Origin of the sequence: Oceaniglobus indicus, from assembly GCF_002751875.1 — a bacterium.
Classification (GTDB): Bacteria; Pseudomonadota; Alphaproteobacteria; order Rhodobacterales; family Rhodobacteraceae; genus Oceaniglobus; species Oceaniglobus indicus.
Genome location: NZ_NMZM01000015.1, coordinates 1 through 15,221, shown reverse-complemented (window position 1 = coordinate 15,221; position 15,221 = coordinate 1). Strand labels below are relative to the sequence as shown.

The window sequence follows — 15,221 nt, the reverse complement described above, 5'->3', positions numbered from 1 at the left end:
CGTCGCCCGGGGTTAACGCCCCCAGGTCTTTTCCAGAACGCGCAGCCAGTTGCCGTGGCACAGCTTGGCGATCAGGTCGGCGTCATAGCCGTGATCGGCCATGGCCCGGCGCAGCACCGGCAGGTCGGCCACGGTTTTCACGCCGTCGGGCACCACCGCGCCGTCATAGTCCGAGCCCATGCCGACGCGATCCTCGCCCACCCGTTCGATCATGTGATCAAGATGGCGCAGCATCTGCGACACCGGCACATCGCCCAGCATCCGCCCGTCGTCACGCAGGAACGCGGCGGCAAAGTTCAGCCCCACCATGCCGTCGCTTTCCGCGATGGCATCCAACTGCTTGTCGGTCAGGTTGCGGGCATGGGGGCAGATCGCATGGGCGTTGGAATGGGTCGCCACCAACGGCGCATCCGAATGGCGCGCGACGTCCCAAAATCCTGCCTCGTTCAGGTGAGAAAGGTCCAGCATGATGCCGAGTTCATTACACCTCTTCACCAAACGCAAGCCATGTTCCGTCAACCCCGGACCGATGTCGCCGTCTGACGGATAGCGGAACGGAACGCCGTGGCCGAAGATCGTCGGACGGCTCCAGACCGGCCCGACCGAACGCAGCCCGGCCTGATACAGCACGTCCAGCGTATGCAGGTCGGGGTCGATCGCCTCGGCTCCTTCGATGTGAAAGATCGCGGCCAACCGGCCGGCCTCCAGCGCGCGCCGCAACTCGGCCACCGTCCGGACGATCACCAACGCGCCGCGCGTCTGAAGATCGAACAGGATCGCCGCCTGCGCCATGACCACCGGCGCGGCGTCCTCCCACGCCAATGGCGCGGGCAGCGGCAGGTCATAGGTGGCCTGCGTCATCTCGTCGTGTCGGGCCTCGCGATCGACGGGCGACGGAACGTAGACGGCAAAAAATCCGCCGCCAAAGCCGCCCGCCCTGGCCTTGGGCAGGTCGATCGCGCCGTCGCGCCCGTTCACGAAGCCGTCACAGGCATCCCGCCCGCCGGCATTGTAAAGCTTGAGCAAAACGTCGTTATGACCGTCGAAAATCGCGGGAACAGTATCGGACACGGAAACCTCGTCATTGTTCGTCAAAGCCTACACCATGATTGCGCGGAGGCGATAGGCCAATCCGCGCAGGGGGCGATCAGCCGGGCACCTGGCGCATCTTGTCGGGCAGCCAGGTCGCCAGATCGGGAACGAGGATCAGCACGAAGACCATCACCACCATGATGACGAACATCGGAATCGCCGCCTTGGCGATGAACCCCATCTCGTGGCCCGTCAGCCCCTGCAACACGAACAGGTTGAAGCCGATGGGCGGGGTGATCTGGGCCATTTCGACGACCACGACGATGAAGATGCCGAACCAGATCAGATCGATTCCCGCCTGTCGCACCATCGGTTCGACCACGGCCATGGTCAGAACCACCGATGAAATCCCGTCAAGGAAACAGCCCAGCACGATGTAGAAGACCAGCAGCGCCATCAAGAGCTGGAACCGGCTCAGCTCCCACCCCGCGATCAGGTCGGCCAGACCCCGCGGCAGGCCGGTGAACCCCATGGCCAGCGACAGGAACGCGGCCCCCGCAAGGATCAGCGCGATCATCGCGCTGGTGCGGGTCGCCCCCATCAGCGACGCGGCGAAGGTGGACCAGGTCAGCGATCCCTGCACCGCCGCCAGAACCAGCGCACCGATGACACCGAAGGCCGCCGCCTCGGTCGCGGTGGCAAGGCCCAGGTACATCGACCCGATCACCACCACGATCAGCGAGATCACGGGGATCAGGAACCGCGAATTGCGGATCTTGGCGCCAAGGGTCATCGCCGGTTCGTCGTCGGGGTTCCAGGTTTTCGACAGCCGCGAAACCACCGCCACATAGGCCATGAACATCACCGCCAGAACCAGCCCCGGCACGATGCCCGCGAAGAACAGCCGCGTGATGCTTTCGTTGATGGTGACCCCGTAAACGATCAGCGTCAGCGACGGCGGGATCATCAGGCCCAGCGTCGCCGCCCCCGCCAGCGTGCCGATCACCATGGTTTCGGGATAGTTGCGCTTGCGCAGTTCCGGGATGCTCATCTTGCCGACCGTTGTCAACGTCGCGGCGGAAGACCCTGAAACTGCGGCAAAAACCGTGCATCCGACGATGTTGGTGTGAACCAGCCCACCGGGCAGCGGCGCCATCCAGGGCGACAGCCCCCGAAACATGTCCTCGGACAGGCGGGTGCGGAACAGGATCTCGCCCATCCAGATGAACATCGGCAGCGCGGTCAGGGTCCAGGACGACGACGAGGCCCAGATCACCGTCGCCATGGTGTCGCCCACGGGACGGGTCGTGAACAGCTCCATCCCCACCCAGGCGACGCCCATCAGCGCCAGCCCCACCCAGACGCCGGACCCCAGCAGCACGAACAGCACGAACAGGAACAGGACGATTACATAAGCTTCCTGCATGTCATTCGCCCCGCGACTGATCGGCCAGATCGCGGGTGATCGCGTGGCGGCCGGTGAAGATGAGCTGAACCAGGTTGTCGGTCAGCGCGATGGCCAGGATCACCGCCCCGATCAACATGACCGATTGCGGAATCCACAGCGGCGTGGCGTCCTGACCCTGGCTGATATCGTTGAACTTCAACGAAAACCCGATCATCCGCCACGAAAAATACGCGACATACCACGCGACGGCGGATCCGATGGCAAAGCACCAGGTTTCCAGCCATCGCTGCCCCCGCGGCCCCAGCAGTTGCAGCACGATCGACACCCGGATGTGCGCGCCCCGGTCCAGCGCATGGGCGAACGCCAGGAACGACGCCCCCGCCATGGCATAGCCTGCGTAATCGGGCGCGCCCGGAAACACCTCGCCCGTCCAGCGGGCCAGCATCTGAAGCACCACCAGTATCAGGATCGCGATCAGACAGCCCGCGGCCAGAACCCCGGCCCCCAGATACAGACCGTCGAGGGTGCGGCGCAGCATCCGCACCTCAACCCTCCAGCCGGGCGGTATCGCCGGGGGCGATGGTGCCATCCGCGATCACCTCGGCATAGACGCCGAAATTCTTGGTGCCCCGAAGGTCGCGCAGGGCGCCGATGATGTCGCTGTCACGCTCGCCATTGTCGGGATCGGCGGAGGGCGCGGCACAGCGGCCCACCGGTTCGCACACCTTCAGGCGGGCGGTGCCCAGCGTGATCTCGCGCCCGATCCAGTCTTCCTCGTCCCAGGGATCGGCACCGTCGATCCAGACGTTGGCGCGAAACCGGTGCATCGCCATCGCGCGTCCGAACCGGTCGGACAGTTCCGACAGGCTGGCGCGGTTGTGGATCGAGACATAGGGCTGCGCCATGTCGGTCAGCGCCCGATCCGCCAGCCTTGCAACACTGCACGGACCGGGCCGCGCGCCCGGCAGATCGGCAACCCAATCGGCCAGCGTGTCATACTGCGACGCCTCGTCGGGATCGAAGGTCAGAGGATCGGCATCGGGGTGTTCCAGCCGCAACCGGCCATCCTGGCGCGTCAACGTCACCATCGCCAATGCCGGCGAATTCGCCACCACCTGGAAATTGCCGCGCCGCTGCCACGCGGGCGCGTCGGGATCGTATGCGCTGGCGCCATGGGTGACGGCAAAGGCACGGTCACCGGCGATGGTGCGCCCCGCGATCAGGTCGGCCTGCTCCAGCGTTTCGGCCCCCAACCCCTTGATCGGATAGCGAAACAGATGACGTATGCGCATGAAGCCCCTCCCGGCACGCAGAACGCGGCGCCCATCTGGACGCCGCGCCAGTTCAGTAAAGGCCGCTCAGTTCGCGCCGCGATAGGCATCGACCACGGCCTGTCCGGCCTCGCCCGCCTCTTCCAGCCACTCGGCCGTCATCGTCTCGCCGATGGCGTCCAGATCCGCCTTCAGCGTCTCGGACGGCGGCGCCACCGTCATGCCACCTTCGCGCAGACCCTCAAGGGTCAGCTGGGTATAGTTCTTCGACGCCTCCAGCCCGTTGGCGGCCGCCTGTTCGGCGCAGTCCGAAATCACGGCTTTCGCGTCCTCGGCGGTTTCGGCCCAGATGTCGGAATTGACCATGACATAGTTGTAGGGCAGCCAAGCATCGACGGTGTAGAAGTGCGACAGGTTCTCCCACACCTTCTGATCGTATCCCGTGGCCCCCGAGGAAATCATCGATTCGGCCACCCCTGTGGCGAACGCCTGCTGAAGCTCGGCCGCCTCGATCGACACCGGCAGCATCTTGGTCAACTCGGCAAAGCGCGCGGTCGTCGTGTTGTACGAGCGGAACTTGATCCCCTCCATGTCGGCCACCGATTCGACCGCCTTGTCGAAATACAACCCCTGCGGCGGCCAAGGAACGGCATAGAGCAACGTCAGGTTCTGCTCGCCCAGCGCCTCCTCAAGCTTGGGCCGCGCGGCCTCGAACAGCTTCGCCGAATCCTCGAACGAGGTCGCCAGGAACGGCACCGAATCCACCGCGAACAGCGGGTTTTCATTGGCATGGGCGGACATCAGGCGTTCGCCGATCTGCACCTGACCGGTCTGGATCGCCCGCTTGATGTCGGCGCCGCCGAACAGCGAACCCGAAGGATGGGTCTTGATCTCGATCGCGCCGTCGGTGCCCTTGGTGACGCAATCGCCAAAGCGTGCGGCGTTCTCGGAATGGAAATTGGTCGCGGAATAGGCCAGCGGCATGTCCCAGACCTCGGCCTGGGCGGCGGTCGCGGCGCAAAGCGCGGTGGCGGTCAGAAGCGTTGCAGTCAGTTTCATTTCCGGTCTCCCTGTTCGTGGTGGCGCCCTGTCCGTGCGCGCCGTGATCCCATGAACCGTGCCGGGGAATAGGGGGCAAGGTCAATCTCTGCTTTGCGCCCGCCGATCATCCGCGCCAGAACGCGGCCGGTTTTCGGCCCGCCGGTCAGCCCGACGTGGTGATGCCCGAAGCCCACGAAAGCGCCGCGCACACCGGGAATCTCGCCGATCACGGGAATCGAATCCGTGATCGCCGGTCGATGGCCCATCCATTCGGTCTTGTCCTCCCACGTCAGCCCCGGGATCGCGGCGCGCGCCTGGCGCAGCAACAGATCGAAGGGCGCGCGGGAGGGACCGGCATCCAGCCCGCCGAATTCGACCACGCCGGCCAGGCGCAAACGTCCGTCCATCGGCGTCATGACGAACTTGCCGCCCGCGATCATCGCCGGCACCTTCGGCACGGGCGACGCCCCCCACAGATCGATGTGATATCCCCGCTCGCTCTCCAGCGGAACGGCAAGGCCCAGCGAACCGGCCAACTTTGCACTCCAGACACCGGTCGCCAGGACCACCGCATCGCAGTCCACCGTCGCGCTGCCGGTTCGCACGCCACGAACCGCGCCGCCTTCGCACCGGATGGCGTCCACCTCGCCGCGCAAGGTCCGCGCGCCCAGCGTTCCGGCATATGCCGCCAGGTCCCGCACGTATCCCGCCGGATCGCGAATGCGGCCATGATTGCCCAATTGCACCGCGAACGACAGATCGTCCGAAAACACCGGATCGAAGGCATCCAGCGCGCCCGCCTCGATCTCGCGCCACTCAAAGCCATGGGCGGCCCGCAGATCCCAGCCGAACGAATCGCCAAGAAACGCCGCGCGATCGCGGTAAAGATACAGGTAATCGGTCGGCACGATCCAGCGCTCCGCATCCGAGCCCGCCGCCAGCGCCAGATGATCGGCCAGCGAGTCGCCGACGATCGGCGCCAGTGCTGCGGCAATGCGCCGGGCGTCGGGCGCATTCGCATGTGCGAGGTATTTCGCCAGCCACGGCGCCGCCCGCGGCAGATGCCGCCAGCGCACGAAAAGCGGCTGATCGCGGTTCAAGACCATGCCCGGCGCGCGCCCGATCAACCCCGGCCCCTGCACCGGCACGATGGCACAGGACGCCAGAACGCCCCCGTTGCCGAAACTGGTGCCCTCGCCCGGCCCCGCCCGATCAATCAGCGTCACGCGATGGCCATCGCGCAGCAGCCAGATCGCGCAGGACACCCCGACAATGCCCGCACCGATGATTGCCACGTGACGGCGCCCTGTCGCCTGCGCAGTCGATCCTTCCGTCATCATCATCGCTCCCTCGCCGCCTCACACATCATCACGCTTCCGAAAAACACCGCCCATGGCTTCTTACCGACGAAAATACTCCCGCCGGAGGCACCGGACCCCTGCGACAACGCCCGGCCCGATCATCCATGGCACCCCCATACACCATCAACCGTCCCCTGCATCGGCCACGAAATCACCACAGGCGCAACCACCACCCCATGTGTCAGCGGCGAAATCGCCTGTTCCCCCGGCGGCCGCTGTGCCAATGTCGCGCCGAACCAACATCACAGCGACAGGAGACTTTCATGAACACCTACGACCTCACCGGCAAGACCGCAGTCGTCACCGGCGCGGCACAGGGCCTCGGCCTGGCGATCGCGCGACGGCTGGCGGCTTCGGGCGCCCGTATCGCGGGCTGGGACATGAATGCCGACGCCTGCAAGGCTGCGATGAACGACCTGCCGGGCGATGGCCCCCACGCCGCGATGCGGTGCGATGTGGCGAACTGGGACAGCGTGACCGCGGCCCTGGAAGAGACCGAAAAGACTGTGGGCACCGTCGACATCCTGGTGAACTCGGCGGGGGTCGCGGGCCCCAACGCGCCGGTCATCGACTACGACAACGACGCGTTCGAACAGATCGTGGCGATCAACCTGACCGGCACCTATTTCACCAACAAGGCGGTGGTGAAGGGCATGCGCGAACGCGGTTATGGACGGATCTGCAACATCGCGTCGATCGCCGGCAAGGAAGGCAACCCCAACGCCTCGGCCTATTCGGCGTCCAAGGCCGGCGTCATCGGCTTCACCAAGTCGCTGGGCAAGGAAATGGCCGACGTCGACGTCGCCGTGAACTGCGTCACCCCGGCCGCCGCGCGCACGCCGATCTTCGATCAGATGAAGCAGGAACACATCGACTACATGCTGTCGAAGATCCCGCGCGGACGTTTCCTCGAGGTGGACGAGGCCGCGAACATGATCGTCTGGCTGGTGTCGGGCGAAAACACCTTCACCACCGGGGCCACGTTCGACCTGTCGGGCGGTCGCGCCACCTATTGAGCGGTGTGCCGGTGCGCGCGGCGGTCATTCCGCTGATGCCGTCGCGCGCGACCGGCACTGGCTGTTCGGTTTGGGCCGGGCCATGCCCCTGATCGTCCGCCGTTCGGATACCGGACAGCACCGCCGGCGCGCGGCCCCGGTGTCGATGAACGGCGCGGTGCCATTGCCCTCCAAATGGGTTGACCGCCCGCTCTGCCTCGGGCCGACTTGTTACCACCCGGCCCGCCACGCCGGGGCGCACGGCCGGGCGATCCACCTAGTGCGGCCGGCGGAACAGCGATTGCGCGGTATAGACAAGGATCGCGATGCCCACCGCGCCCAACAGGGCAACACCCAAAAGGACGATCACATCGATCGGCCCGCCGATGTCGCGCAGGGATGAATCGGTCATGACCTGCACGAAGACGACGGCCGCCACAGCGCCCACGGGCATGGAAAGCTGCGCCAGCAGGAACTTGCGCATCGACATTTCCCGATCGCGGATCAGGACATAGAGATAGGCCAGCGTGACGGCAATCGCCGCCGCGACCATGCTCCAGAACAGGGTGCGTCCGAAAATCTCCTCGAACACGGCGATCATGGTTTCGGGGGTCAGTTGTTCCATGGTCTGTCTCCTCAGGCCTTGCCGCGCAGCATCGCGTTATAGGTGGCCTTCAACGCCACCTCCTTCATCAACCAGCTGATCCACAGCTCCTCCAACGGGGCGATCAGGCCGGGGAACGACGGCGTCAGATTGTCGTGATAGTCGAACTCCACCAGCATGGCGCGCCCCACCCGGGTGACCAGCGGGCACGAGGTGTAACCGTCATATTCCTTAACGCCGTCGCGGCCCTCAAGGGTTGCGACCAGGTGGTCCTCGACGACCGGCACCTGCCATTTCACCGAGGCGGCCGTCTTGCCCTTGGGCACGCCGGCCACGTCGCCCAGGGCGAAGATCTCGGGATAACGCAGATGGCGCAGGGTCTTGCGGTCGACCTCGACCCAGCCCTGGTCGGTCCACCTGTCGGCCCAGCTGAGCCCGGACTGGCGGATCACGTCGGGCGCGCGCTGGGGCGGAATGACGTGGATGTAGTCATAGGGCATCTCGGCATCGCCGTCGGGTGTCGCGAAGGTCGCGACCTTGCGGCCCGGATCGATCGCCCGCAGGACATGGTTGTAATGGGTGGCGATGCCGCGATCCCCAAACAGCATCCGCACCTTTTCGGACACGATCGGAACACCGAACAGCGTGGCATTGTTCGACGCATAATGCATCTGGTGCCTGCCCTTGCCGGCCGCGCGGGTGGCGATGTCCTCGATCAGGAACGTGTGCTTCAGCGGGGCGCCGGCGCATTTCATCTCGGTCGCCGGGCGGGTGAACAGGCCGACGCCGCCCGCCTCGACGAACTCCGACGCCGCGGCCCAGGTCTTGGCCGCGTATTGCGGGCCGGCATAGAGCGCGCCGATGCCGTTTGTGCCGACAAGATCCAGCGAGAATCCCTCGATCGCGTCATGATCCAACACAAGGCCCGCCGCGACGATCAGAAAATCATAGGACAGCGTCTGACCCCCGGTTGTGCCGACGGTCTTCGCCTCGGGGTCGATGGCGGCGGCGGCCTCGGCGATCAGCGTGATGTCGCGGGACAACCAGTCAGTCGTCCGGGACTGGGTGTAAGACGCCGGTTTCAACCCGGCGGCCACCAACGACAGGCCGGGTTGATAGACATGTCCGGCGCTTGGATCGAGGATCGTGATATTGGCGCCCTCAAGCCGGTCGACCAGACGGTTGACCAGCGCGAGGCCGGCGGCCCCTGCCCCGATGACGACGATGCGCGCCTTGGTGCGGACCCTGGCCGCCGCGGCGGGACGTACGGCAGATGCCGTCGCAAGGCCGCCCGCGACAAGCCCGAGAAACGCACGACGCGAGGCCCGAAGATCTTGATCGTTCTTCATTGTTCCAGCTCCCTTTGCATGTCCTGCACCGCAGGCCCTGACGGCAAGGGCGGCATGAAGGCGCCCCGTGCCACGCTGTTCCACCGGGTGATCGGATCGACACCCCCTTCAACGGTCAGGGGCCATCGGCCCCGCCGGATCGGTCAAAAGCTCATCACCGTTGTTCCGGGCGCGACGATGGCGGCGCCCATGGCGTCGGGTGCCGCGGCGGTGACCCCGTCGATCAGCACGCTGGCATCGGCCCCCTTGCCCGGCAGATAGATCGCGCAGACCTGAACCTTGAGGTCGTTCTGTTCCATCATCGTCTTCATCAGGCCCTGCGGGCTGGCGCCCTTCGGGGGCTGTCCGTCGGTTGCCGTGGCCGGTGCGTCCTTCAGGGCGATATCTCCGGCCGGGCCGCACAACAGCAGTTCGGCCTGCGCCCCGGCAGCGATGGCGTTCATGGTCAGCACCATCGCCATCAGTTGTGTCTGCGGCTCGGGCGCGGTGAGGATCGTCACCAGCGCATTGGCATCCTGGGCCTGTGCGCTGCCGGCCAGGCCAACGGCGAAAACCGAAGCTGTCAGGAACTTGGAAAAGCGCATATTGATACTCCTTCAGGGCGTTGTGATTATTCCGGGATGCAGATCAGACCGGCGCGCATGGCCATGGCGGTTCGCACGATCAGGCCGGCCACCACCACGACCAACAGCACCAGCAGGCCGGTGCCGATCCACCCATGCGCGGTCGAGCCGGTGGCGCGGGCATAGCCGAAACTGGCAATCGCCAACGCGGCCAGGGGGAAGGACAGCGCCCACCACGACAGCGCGAACGGGATCTTGCGGAACCTCGACACCTGGGTTGCGACAAGCAGGGCAAAGACAAAGGCCGTGCTGATCAGGAAATGCCCGAAGGCGCCGGTTTCGCCCGTCAGGCCCATCCAGCTGCTGAAGGCCACCGCCGGCGGTGCCACTAGGATCATCAGCGTCGGCGCCATCTTGCCGGGCATCGGATCGTGGAACATCAGCCGGTTCACCACCAGCGTCAGCAGCACCACCCAGAAGACCAGCCCGCCGGAAAAGAACAGCCACGAGATTTCGACATACCCCAGCCGCGCCCCCGCCAGTGGCACGATCAGGTTGCCCACCGCGGGGATGAACCAGGCCGGCGTCAGCATGGCCGGCTGAAAGGCCCGGTGGCCGATCCAGGCCGAAAGCACCGACAAGGCCAGCACGCCCTGCAGCGCGGTGGCAAACATCCACAATGGCGCGGCAATGCCCGGCGCCCCGTCCAGCAGCGCCGCCGCCAACAGCAGCAGCGAAATCGAGATTGCGGGAAAGAAGGCGATCTTGACAGGATGGTGCCATTCGGCCGCGATTTCGCCCGGATGGCGCAGCGCCTTGGCGACAAGACCCAGCCCCAGCGCACCCAGCATCACGACCGACACCACCAGCACCCCGCGCGACACATCGTGACCCGTCCCGTAACTCGTCTCCGCCGCCCGCAGGGCAAGGGTCAGCCCCATCATGCCCATGCCGATGGCAAAGAAGGTGATCGGAAAATGCGCCAGCCGGGACGGCGCGGCAGGTTCGGGTGCGATGACGGACATGGCGGACCTTTCGGATATTTCATCGGAACGAAGCCGCAGGACGCAGGCGCAACGGTTCCTCAACCTCGATTTTCATGTCTTCCGCCGCGGAATTCGAAAGGCGACTCCGCGAGCAGTTAAATTCAGCTTTTGTAATATGTTTATCCGCAGGCGCCGAACGGGCGTTGATCTGGATCAACCGGCGGCGTCTTTGCGACAGGTTTTTTCCACAGCCACACGCCTTGTCGGCACGCGCGGATCCGACGCCGCCCGCCGTGGCAGGGCGTCGGATCGGGCATCACACGCCCCGGGCGGCCCGTGGTCTCATACCGCGGTTTGCGTCATTCGGGCGTTTCGCAGAACAGCCGATAGAGCAGATCGAGGATCTCGATGGCCCGGGCGTCCGTCAGGCGGTAATAGATCGCCTTGCCCTCGCGGCGGGGCGCGACGAGGCCCTCGGATCTGAGCCGCGCAAGCTGTTGCGACACGGCGGCCTGGCGCAGGGACAGAAGCGTTTCCAGTTCTGTCACCGATTTTTCGCCCGTCGCCAGATGGCACAGGATCATCAGCCGCCCTTCGTGGCTGAGCGCCTTCAGGAAGGTCGACGCATTGCGCGCACTTTCCATCATCCGCTCGAGTTCCGCGTCGGACAGATCCTTGTTTACGACAGGGGGCGACATGATGGCCTGTGATCCGTGGTTTACTCGAACGCCTACTAGCGTCTGAGCGGTGGCATGGCAATGCAACCCGATGTGCGCCGACCCTTGCGGCGCGGGACGCTACCGGCAATCATCGCGCGGGATCCGGGCAACGTGGCGCTCATCCCCCCTCGCCACCTTGTGTTTCCCGCCGGGTCGCCACAAGCTGTCTCGTGCCCTGGGCAACCTGCGCCGCAAAGGCACAACCGGGCACGCCGCGATGCCGGGTTTTCGGACCGGCGTCTGCACCAAGGCAGATCAATCCAGTGAAAGGCTCGAGATGTACAAATTCATGACCGGCTCAACCCACCAGCTGGCATCGCCCGAGATCGCCATCAACGCCATCCCGACCGATGACCGCATCTGGGTGCCGCAGGCGCCGAACGTCTTTTTCCGGCCGTTGTTCCTGAACACGCTGACCGGCCAATGGTGCAACCTTCTGAAGGTGACGAAGTCGGGCGTGCTGTCACGCCACGTCCACCCCGCACCGGTGTTCGGCTTCGTGCTGAAAGGTTCGTGGCGTTATCTCGAGCATGACTGGGTGGCCGAGAAGGATTCGTTCGTCTTTGAACCGCCGGGCGAGATTCACACGCTGACCGTTCCCGACGATTGCGACGAGATGATCACGCTTTTCAACATTTCCGGATGCATGGTCTATCTCGACGAGGACAACAAGCAGGTCGGTTATGAGGACGTGTTCACCAAGATCGACATGTGCCGCGCCCATTATGAAGAGAACGGCCTCGGCGGCGATTACGTGGATCAGTTCATCCGCTAGATCCGCCCGCCGATGCGGGGAAAGATACGGGTCTGGCCGGGCAAACCGGCCGGGTCCGCTCGGGGTGACCCGCGTGACCGAGGTTTGTGCGAACGGCATTTCAATTTTGGCGAGGACGCGGTGAACCCGTCTTTGGTCCAGAACATCTCGGCGGTGATATCGGCGGCGGCAAGCGCCCTTGGAAAGCCGACCCACGTGGAGGGCCCTCATGGTCAGTTCGGCGATCTCGTTGATCTCATCCGCCGTCGGCGCGCCGCCAATTCGATCAGGCCGGGGGCCTCGGCCGACCGGGATCAGCCGATCTGTTTCCGCATCGACCGGGGACGTGGGCCGGTCGGTCGGAATGATCGGCAGGGCGTCGATCATTCCCGTAACGGCGAACCGATGTCCGTCGAGCAGCATCGGATCGGCCGTGGCCAAGGTGCCGGCGGATGAAGGCAAGGGCATCAAGCTGAAACGACACGGTATTCTGGACGAATACAGTTTGATCGCCCCGCCGCAGCACCTGTATGCTGACCACGAACTTGACGGCGACGGTATCCGGCAAACCGCGGAGACGTTTCTGAAGGGCTGATCCGAAGCATGGGAAGGATACCGACATGAAAACGGCTGTTGTAACGGGCGGCGGCACCGGCATCGGGCTGGCGACCAGCAAGCGGCTTCTGGCGGCGGGATACCGGGTGATCGCGGGCGGCATCGACCACGACGATGACATCCCGGCCGAGATCGAATTCGTGCAGACCGACGTGACCGACCAGAACGACATCGAACGGCTGATCGGCGCGGCAGACCGGATCGACGCACTGATCCATTGCGCCGGCATCCTGCGCCAGGAAAAGGAATGGCAGGTGGCGGACTTCAAGACCGTCCTCGACGTCAACCTTACCGCATGCCTGGCGTCGGGCACGGCGGCCCTTCCCAAGCTGGAGGCCGCCGGCGGTTCGGTCGTCAATATCGCCTCGATGTGGAGTTATTTCGGATCGCCGAAATCGCCCGCCTATGCCGCGTCGAAGAACGGGATCGTTGCCCTGACCCGGTCAATGGCGACCGCCTGGGCGCCCCGTGGAATAAGGGCCAACGCCGTCGCGCCCGGCTGGATCGTGACCCGCATGGCCATGGGCGCCAAGAACGATCCGACCCGGGGGCCGAAGATCACCGAACGCATTCCCATGGGCCGCTGGGCCGAGCCCTCGGAAGTGGCCGACGTGATCAATTTCCTCGTCTCCGATCAGGCAAGTTACGTCAACGGCGTCGTGTTGCCGGTGGACGGCGGGTATTCCATCGCCTGATCGCTGGATGCGGCGCCGCGTCGCCTCGGGGTCGTCGCACGCAGGGGCGTGCAGAAATTTGAAATGCCGATGGGTGTCCGCCGTCAGCCGTGTGGGCCAGACGCAATATGGCCTCGCGCATCGGCGTGATCGAGATGCCTACATCAGGCGAAGATCATGATTAACCGGCTCTCGTCAGCATGTCTTGAAACGGTTCTGGCGGGACGCGGAACGATCTTTCGGCCATCATGAAACGTGAGCGGGCGCCGCGGACCACTCAGGCCTTCAGCATCTCCGCCACGACCGCGGCGATCTTTGTGCGGTCGACCGCGGTCGGTCGCGAAACCTGGGTTCGAGCTGTTGCTCGATCTTTTCGTATCCTGTCAGGAACGCGAAGGGAATGGACTGGCCGTCAAGGGCTTGCGCGACGGGCACGCTGGTCAGGTCATTGCCCAGGTTGACATCCAGAATGGCGGCGTCGGGCGGATCCCTGGATATCGCCTACAAGGCGGCATTGACTTTGTGATGGGGGCCGCAGACCGCGAACCCTTCCTCCTCCAGCATCATGGCAAGATCGAGGGCGATCAGCACCTCGTCATCGAGTATCAGTATTCGGCCCATCGTCCCCGTCCAATGTCGCGGCCAAGGGTGGCAGGTCAATACGACACCTCAGACCATCGCGTTCGAATTTCATGTCGATCTCGCCCTGCAATTCGGCGCGCAAGACCTTTTCGATAAGAAAACTGCCGAACCCTTCACCTTGTGGTTTAACCACCGGGGGGCCGTTTCGTTCCTTCCAGATCAGGCTTCGCCCGTCGCGGTTCTCGGTGATGATCCTGATCCTGCCGTTCTCGGTGCTGAGCGCGCCATACTTCGCGGCATTGGTCAGCAACTCGTGCATGCCCATGCCGATCCTGACGGCCTCGCGCGGGGTGAAGGTCAGCGTGTCGCCGGTCACTTCGATACGCTCGCCGGGAGTATCGGCATAGGCCGCGGCCTCGATCTCGACGATTTCGCCCAAGGTGGTGCCCCGCCAGCCTGCACCGGTCAGAAGGTCGTGGGTGCGCGAAATGGCACTCAACCTGGCATCAAGCCGCTGGCGATATTCCTCGGGGGTTTTCGTTCCCTTCACCAGGAAACGCGCGATGGCCGAGATCGTGGCGAGGGTGTTCTTCACCCTGTGCTGCAATTCAGCCAACAGAACGCGCTGGCGATCTTCCAATCCGCGCCGCTCGGTCACATCGGTAAAGACCAGGATGTACTGGTCCGAGCCTTCCACATGGCGCAGCCGGTCGAGATTGACCTGATACGTCAGCGCCTTGTCGTCGACCGCAAGACCGATATCAAACACCTTGGGAAGGTCGTCTTCGTGGTTCGCGGCGATCTGCGTCTCGATGGCCTCGCTTATCTCCTCGGGCAATTCCTGACGCAGGGCGCGGCGGGTCGTGCCCATCACGGGCAGGCCATGAAGCCCGCCTTCGGCCCAGACGATATCGCCTTGCCGGTCCAGCTGTACGAAATGCACCGGGTTCTGCGTCGCCGCCATGCGCAACCGCGCCTCGCTCTGCGCAAGATCGCGGGTCAGCGCGTATTCCTCGGTGACTTCGCGCACGCAGGTGCCTACGGCAAAGACCTCGCCTTCCGACGTGACCGGATAGTAATCGACGACCCAATGGCGCAGGTGGTCGGGGTCTTTCGGGGTGTGGCCCTCGACGCGGATGCCGCGCACCGACTTTCCGGTTTGCAGGACGCGACGCATCTGTTCGCCGATGTGAGCTACTCCCCGATCATTGGACAGGATCTGGCATAAATTAAGCTACTCGTTGCACCTGGTGATCGGGTTGGGTTC

Annotated in this window: 16 protein-coding genes; 4 read left to right on the top strand and 12 right to left on the bottom strand. The window is 64.8% G+C overall.

Translation table 11 applies throughout. The features are described 5' to 3' along the window. Positions 1 to 12: 12 nt before the first annotated feature. The 6 genes from CFP68_RS16985 to CFP68_RS16960 form a co-directional block, all read right to left on the bottom strand. Positions 13 to 1,071: a dipeptidase gene (locus tag CFP68_RS16985; RefSeq protein ID WP_099828143.1), complete on the bottom strand. Its 1,059-nt coding sequence runs from the start codon at positions 1,069 to 1,071 to the stop codon at positions 13 to 15. A gap of 76 nt (positions 1,072 to 1,147) precedes the next feature. Then, positions 1,148 to 2,458, bottom strand: coding sequence for a TRAP transporter large permease (locus CFP68_RS16980; RefSeq protein ID WP_099828124.1), 1,311 nt, complete (start codon positions 2,456 to 2,458; stop codon positions 1,148 to 1,150). Position 2,459: 1 nt separating this feature from the next. After that, entirely contained in the window at positions 2,460 to 2,984 is a 525-nt protein-coding gene (locus CFP68_RS16975) for a TRAP transporter small permease (RefSeq protein ID WP_099828123.1), read from the bottom strand. Position 2,985: 1 nt separating this feature from the next. Continuing rightward, positions 2,986 to 3,732, bottom strand: coding sequence for an MOSC domain-containing protein (locus tag CFP68_RS16970; protein WP_099828122.1), 747 nt, complete (start codon positions 3,730 to 3,732; stop codon positions 2,986 to 2,988). A gap of 66 nt (positions 3,733 to 3,798) precedes the next feature. Beyond that, positions 3,799 to 4,770 (bottom strand): TRAP transporter substrate-binding protein, encoded by a 972-nt coding sequence (locus CFP68_RS16965; protein ID WP_099828121.1) that lies wholly within the window; start codon positions 4,768 to 4,770, stop codon positions 3,799 to 3,801. After that, the gene (locus tag CFP68_RS16960) at positions 4,767 to 6,089 is read right to left on the bottom strand and encodes an NAD(P)/FAD-dependent oxidoreductase (protein WP_099828142.1); all 1,323 of its coding nucleotides are present in this window, start codon (positions 6,087 to 6,089) and stop codon (positions 4,767 to 4,769) included. Before CFP68_RS16960 ends, CFP68_RS16965 begins: the two co-directional genes overlap by 4 nt. 287 nt (positions 6,090 to 6,376) lie before the next feature. Here CFP68_RS16960 and CFP68_RS16955 point away from each other — a divergent pair, with 287 nt between their 5' ends. Continuing rightward, positions 6,377 to 7,129 carry an SDR family NAD(P)-dependent oxidoreductase gene (locus CFP68_RS16955; protein WP_099828120.1) on the top strand — a complete coding sequence of 251 codons (753 nt, stop codon included), beginning with the start codon at positions 6,377 to 6,379 and terminating at the stop codon, positions 7,127 to 7,129. Between the two features lie 256 nt (positions 7,130 to 7,385). On the opposite strand, the gene CFP68_RS16950 is transcribed toward CFP68_RS16955, so the two are convergent. The 5 genes from CFP68_RS16950 to CFP68_RS16930 form a co-directional block, all read right to left on the bottom strand. After that, positions 7,386 to 7,733 (bottom strand): DUF5368 domain-containing protein, encoded by a 348-nt coding sequence (locus CFP68_RS16950; protein ID WP_099828119.1) that lies wholly within the window; start codon positions 7,731 to 7,733, stop codon positions 7,386 to 7,388. Between the two features lie 11 nt (positions 7,734 to 7,744). Continuing rightward, complete coding sequence (locus CFP68_RS16945; protein ID WP_099828118.1) at positions 7,745 to 9,061, bottom strand: NAD(P)/FAD-dependent oxidoreductase; 1,317 nt, start codon at positions 9,059 to 9,061, stop codon at positions 7,745 to 7,747. Between the two features lie 143 nt (positions 9,062 to 9,204). Further along, positions 9,205 to 9,645: a hypothetical protein gene (locus CFP68_RS16940; RefSeq protein WP_193825240.1), complete on the bottom strand. Its 441-nt coding sequence runs from the start codon at positions 9,643 to 9,645 to the stop codon at positions 9,205 to 9,207. A gap of 26 nt (positions 9,646 to 9,671) precedes the next feature. Then, positions 9,672 to 10,649, bottom strand: a complete 978-nt coding sequence (locus tag CFP68_RS16935) for an SLAC1 anion channel family protein (RefSeq protein ID WP_099828117.1) — start codon at positions 10,647 to 10,649, stop codon at positions 9,672 to 9,674. Positions 10,650 to 10,969: 320 nt separating this feature from the next. Further along, positions 10,970 to 11,308 carry an ArsR/SmtB family transcription factor gene (locus CFP68_RS16930; RefSeq protein ID WP_099828116.1) on the bottom strand — a complete coding sequence of 113 codons (339 nt, stop codon included), beginning with the start codon at positions 11,306 to 11,308 and terminating at the stop codon, positions 10,970 to 10,972. A 310-nt stretch (positions 11,309 to 11,618) separates the two neighbouring features. Here CFP68_RS16930 and CFP68_RS16925 point away from each other — a divergent pair, with 310 nt between their 5' ends. The 3 genes from CFP68_RS16925 to CFP68_RS16915 all read left to right on the top strand — a co-directional run bounded on the left by CFP68_RS16925 (position 11,619) and on the right by CFP68_RS16915 (position 13,393). Further along, entirely contained in the window at positions 11,619 to 12,104 is a 486-nt protein-coding gene (locus CFP68_RS16925; protein WP_099828140.1) for a 2,4'-dihydroxyacetophenone dioxygenase family protein, read from the top strand. A 208-nt stretch (positions 12,105 to 12,312) separates the two neighbouring features. Further along, a complete protein-coding gene (locus CFP68_RS18330) occupies positions 12,313 to 12,678 on the top strand; it encodes a hypothetical protein (RefSeq protein ID WP_206601933.1) in 366 nt (121 codons plus the stop codon). 25 nt (positions 12,679 to 12,703) lie between these two features. Further along, positions 12,704 to 13,393, top strand: a complete 690-nt coding sequence (locus tag CFP68_RS16915) for an SDR family NAD(P)-dependent oxidoreductase (protein ID WP_099828114.1) — start codon at positions 12,704 to 12,706, stop codon at positions 13,391 to 13,393. A 574-nt stretch (positions 13,394 to 13,967) separates the two neighbouring features. On the opposite strand, the gene CFP68_RS16910 is transcribed toward CFP68_RS16915, so the two are convergent. Continuing rightward, the gene (locus tag CFP68_RS16910; RefSeq protein WP_277621467.1) at positions 13,968 to 15,143 is read right to left on the bottom strand and encodes a sensor histidine kinase; all 1,176 of its coding nucleotides are present in this window, start codon (positions 15,141 to 15,143) and stop codon (positions 13,968 to 13,970) included. Positions 15,144 to 15,221 lie beyond the last annotated feature (78 nt).

Bases quoted from the DNA above. Each gene is read 5' to 3' on its own strand.
- CFP68_RS16980 (WP_099828124.1), bottom strand. From the start codon at position 2,458: ATGCAGGAAGCTTATGTAATCGTCCTGTTCCTGTTCGTGCTGTTCGTG.
- CFP68_RS16940 (WP_193825240.1), bottom strand. From the start codon at position 9,645: ATGCGCTTTTCCAAGTTCCTGACAGCTTCGGTTTTCGCCGTTGGCCTG.
- CFP68_RS16930 (WP_099828116.1), bottom strand. From the start codon at position 11,308: ATGTCGCCCCCTGTCGTAAACAAGGATCTGTCCGACGCGGAACTCGAG.
- CFP68_RS16970 (WP_099828122.1), bottom strand. From the start codon at position 3,732: ATGCGCATACGTCATCTGTTTCGCTATCCGATCAAGGGGTTGGGGGCC.
- CFP68_RS16955 (WP_099828120.1), top strand. From the start codon at position 6,377: ATGAACACCTACGACCTCACCGGCAAGACCGCAGTCGTCACCGGCGCG.
- CFP68_RS16915 (WP_099828114.1), top strand. From the start codon at position 12,704: ATGAAAACGGCTGTTGTAACGGGCGGCGGCACCGGCATCGGGCTGGCG.
- CFP68_RS16935 (WP_099828117.1), bottom strand. From the start codon at position 10,649: ATGTCCGTCATCGCACCCGAACCTGCCGCGCCGTCCCGGCTGGCGCAT.
- CFP68_RS16925 (WP_099828140.1), top strand. From the start codon at position 11,619: ATGACCGGCTCAACCCACCAGCTGGCATCGCCCGAGATCGCCATCAAC.
- CFP68_RS16945 (WP_099828118.1), bottom strand. From the start codon at position 9,061: ATGAAGAACGATCAAGATCTTCGGGCCTCGCGTCGTGCGTTTCTCGGG.
- CFP68_RS16950 (WP_099828119.1), bottom strand. From the start codon at position 7,733: ATGGAACAACTGACCCCCGAAACCATGATCGCCGTGTTCGAGGAGATT.
- CFP68_RS16960 (WP_099828142.1), bottom strand. From the start codon at position 6,089: ATGACGGAAGGATCGACTGCGCAGGCGACAGGGCGCCGTCACGTGGCA.
- CFP68_RS16965 (WP_099828121.1), bottom strand. From the start codon at position 4,770: ATGAAACTGACTGCAACGCTTCTGACCGCCACCGCGCTTTGCGCCGCG.
- CFP68_RS18330 (WP_206601933.1), top strand. From the start codon at position 12,313: ATGGTCAGTTCGGCGATCTCGTTGATCTCATCCGCCGTCGGCGCGCCG.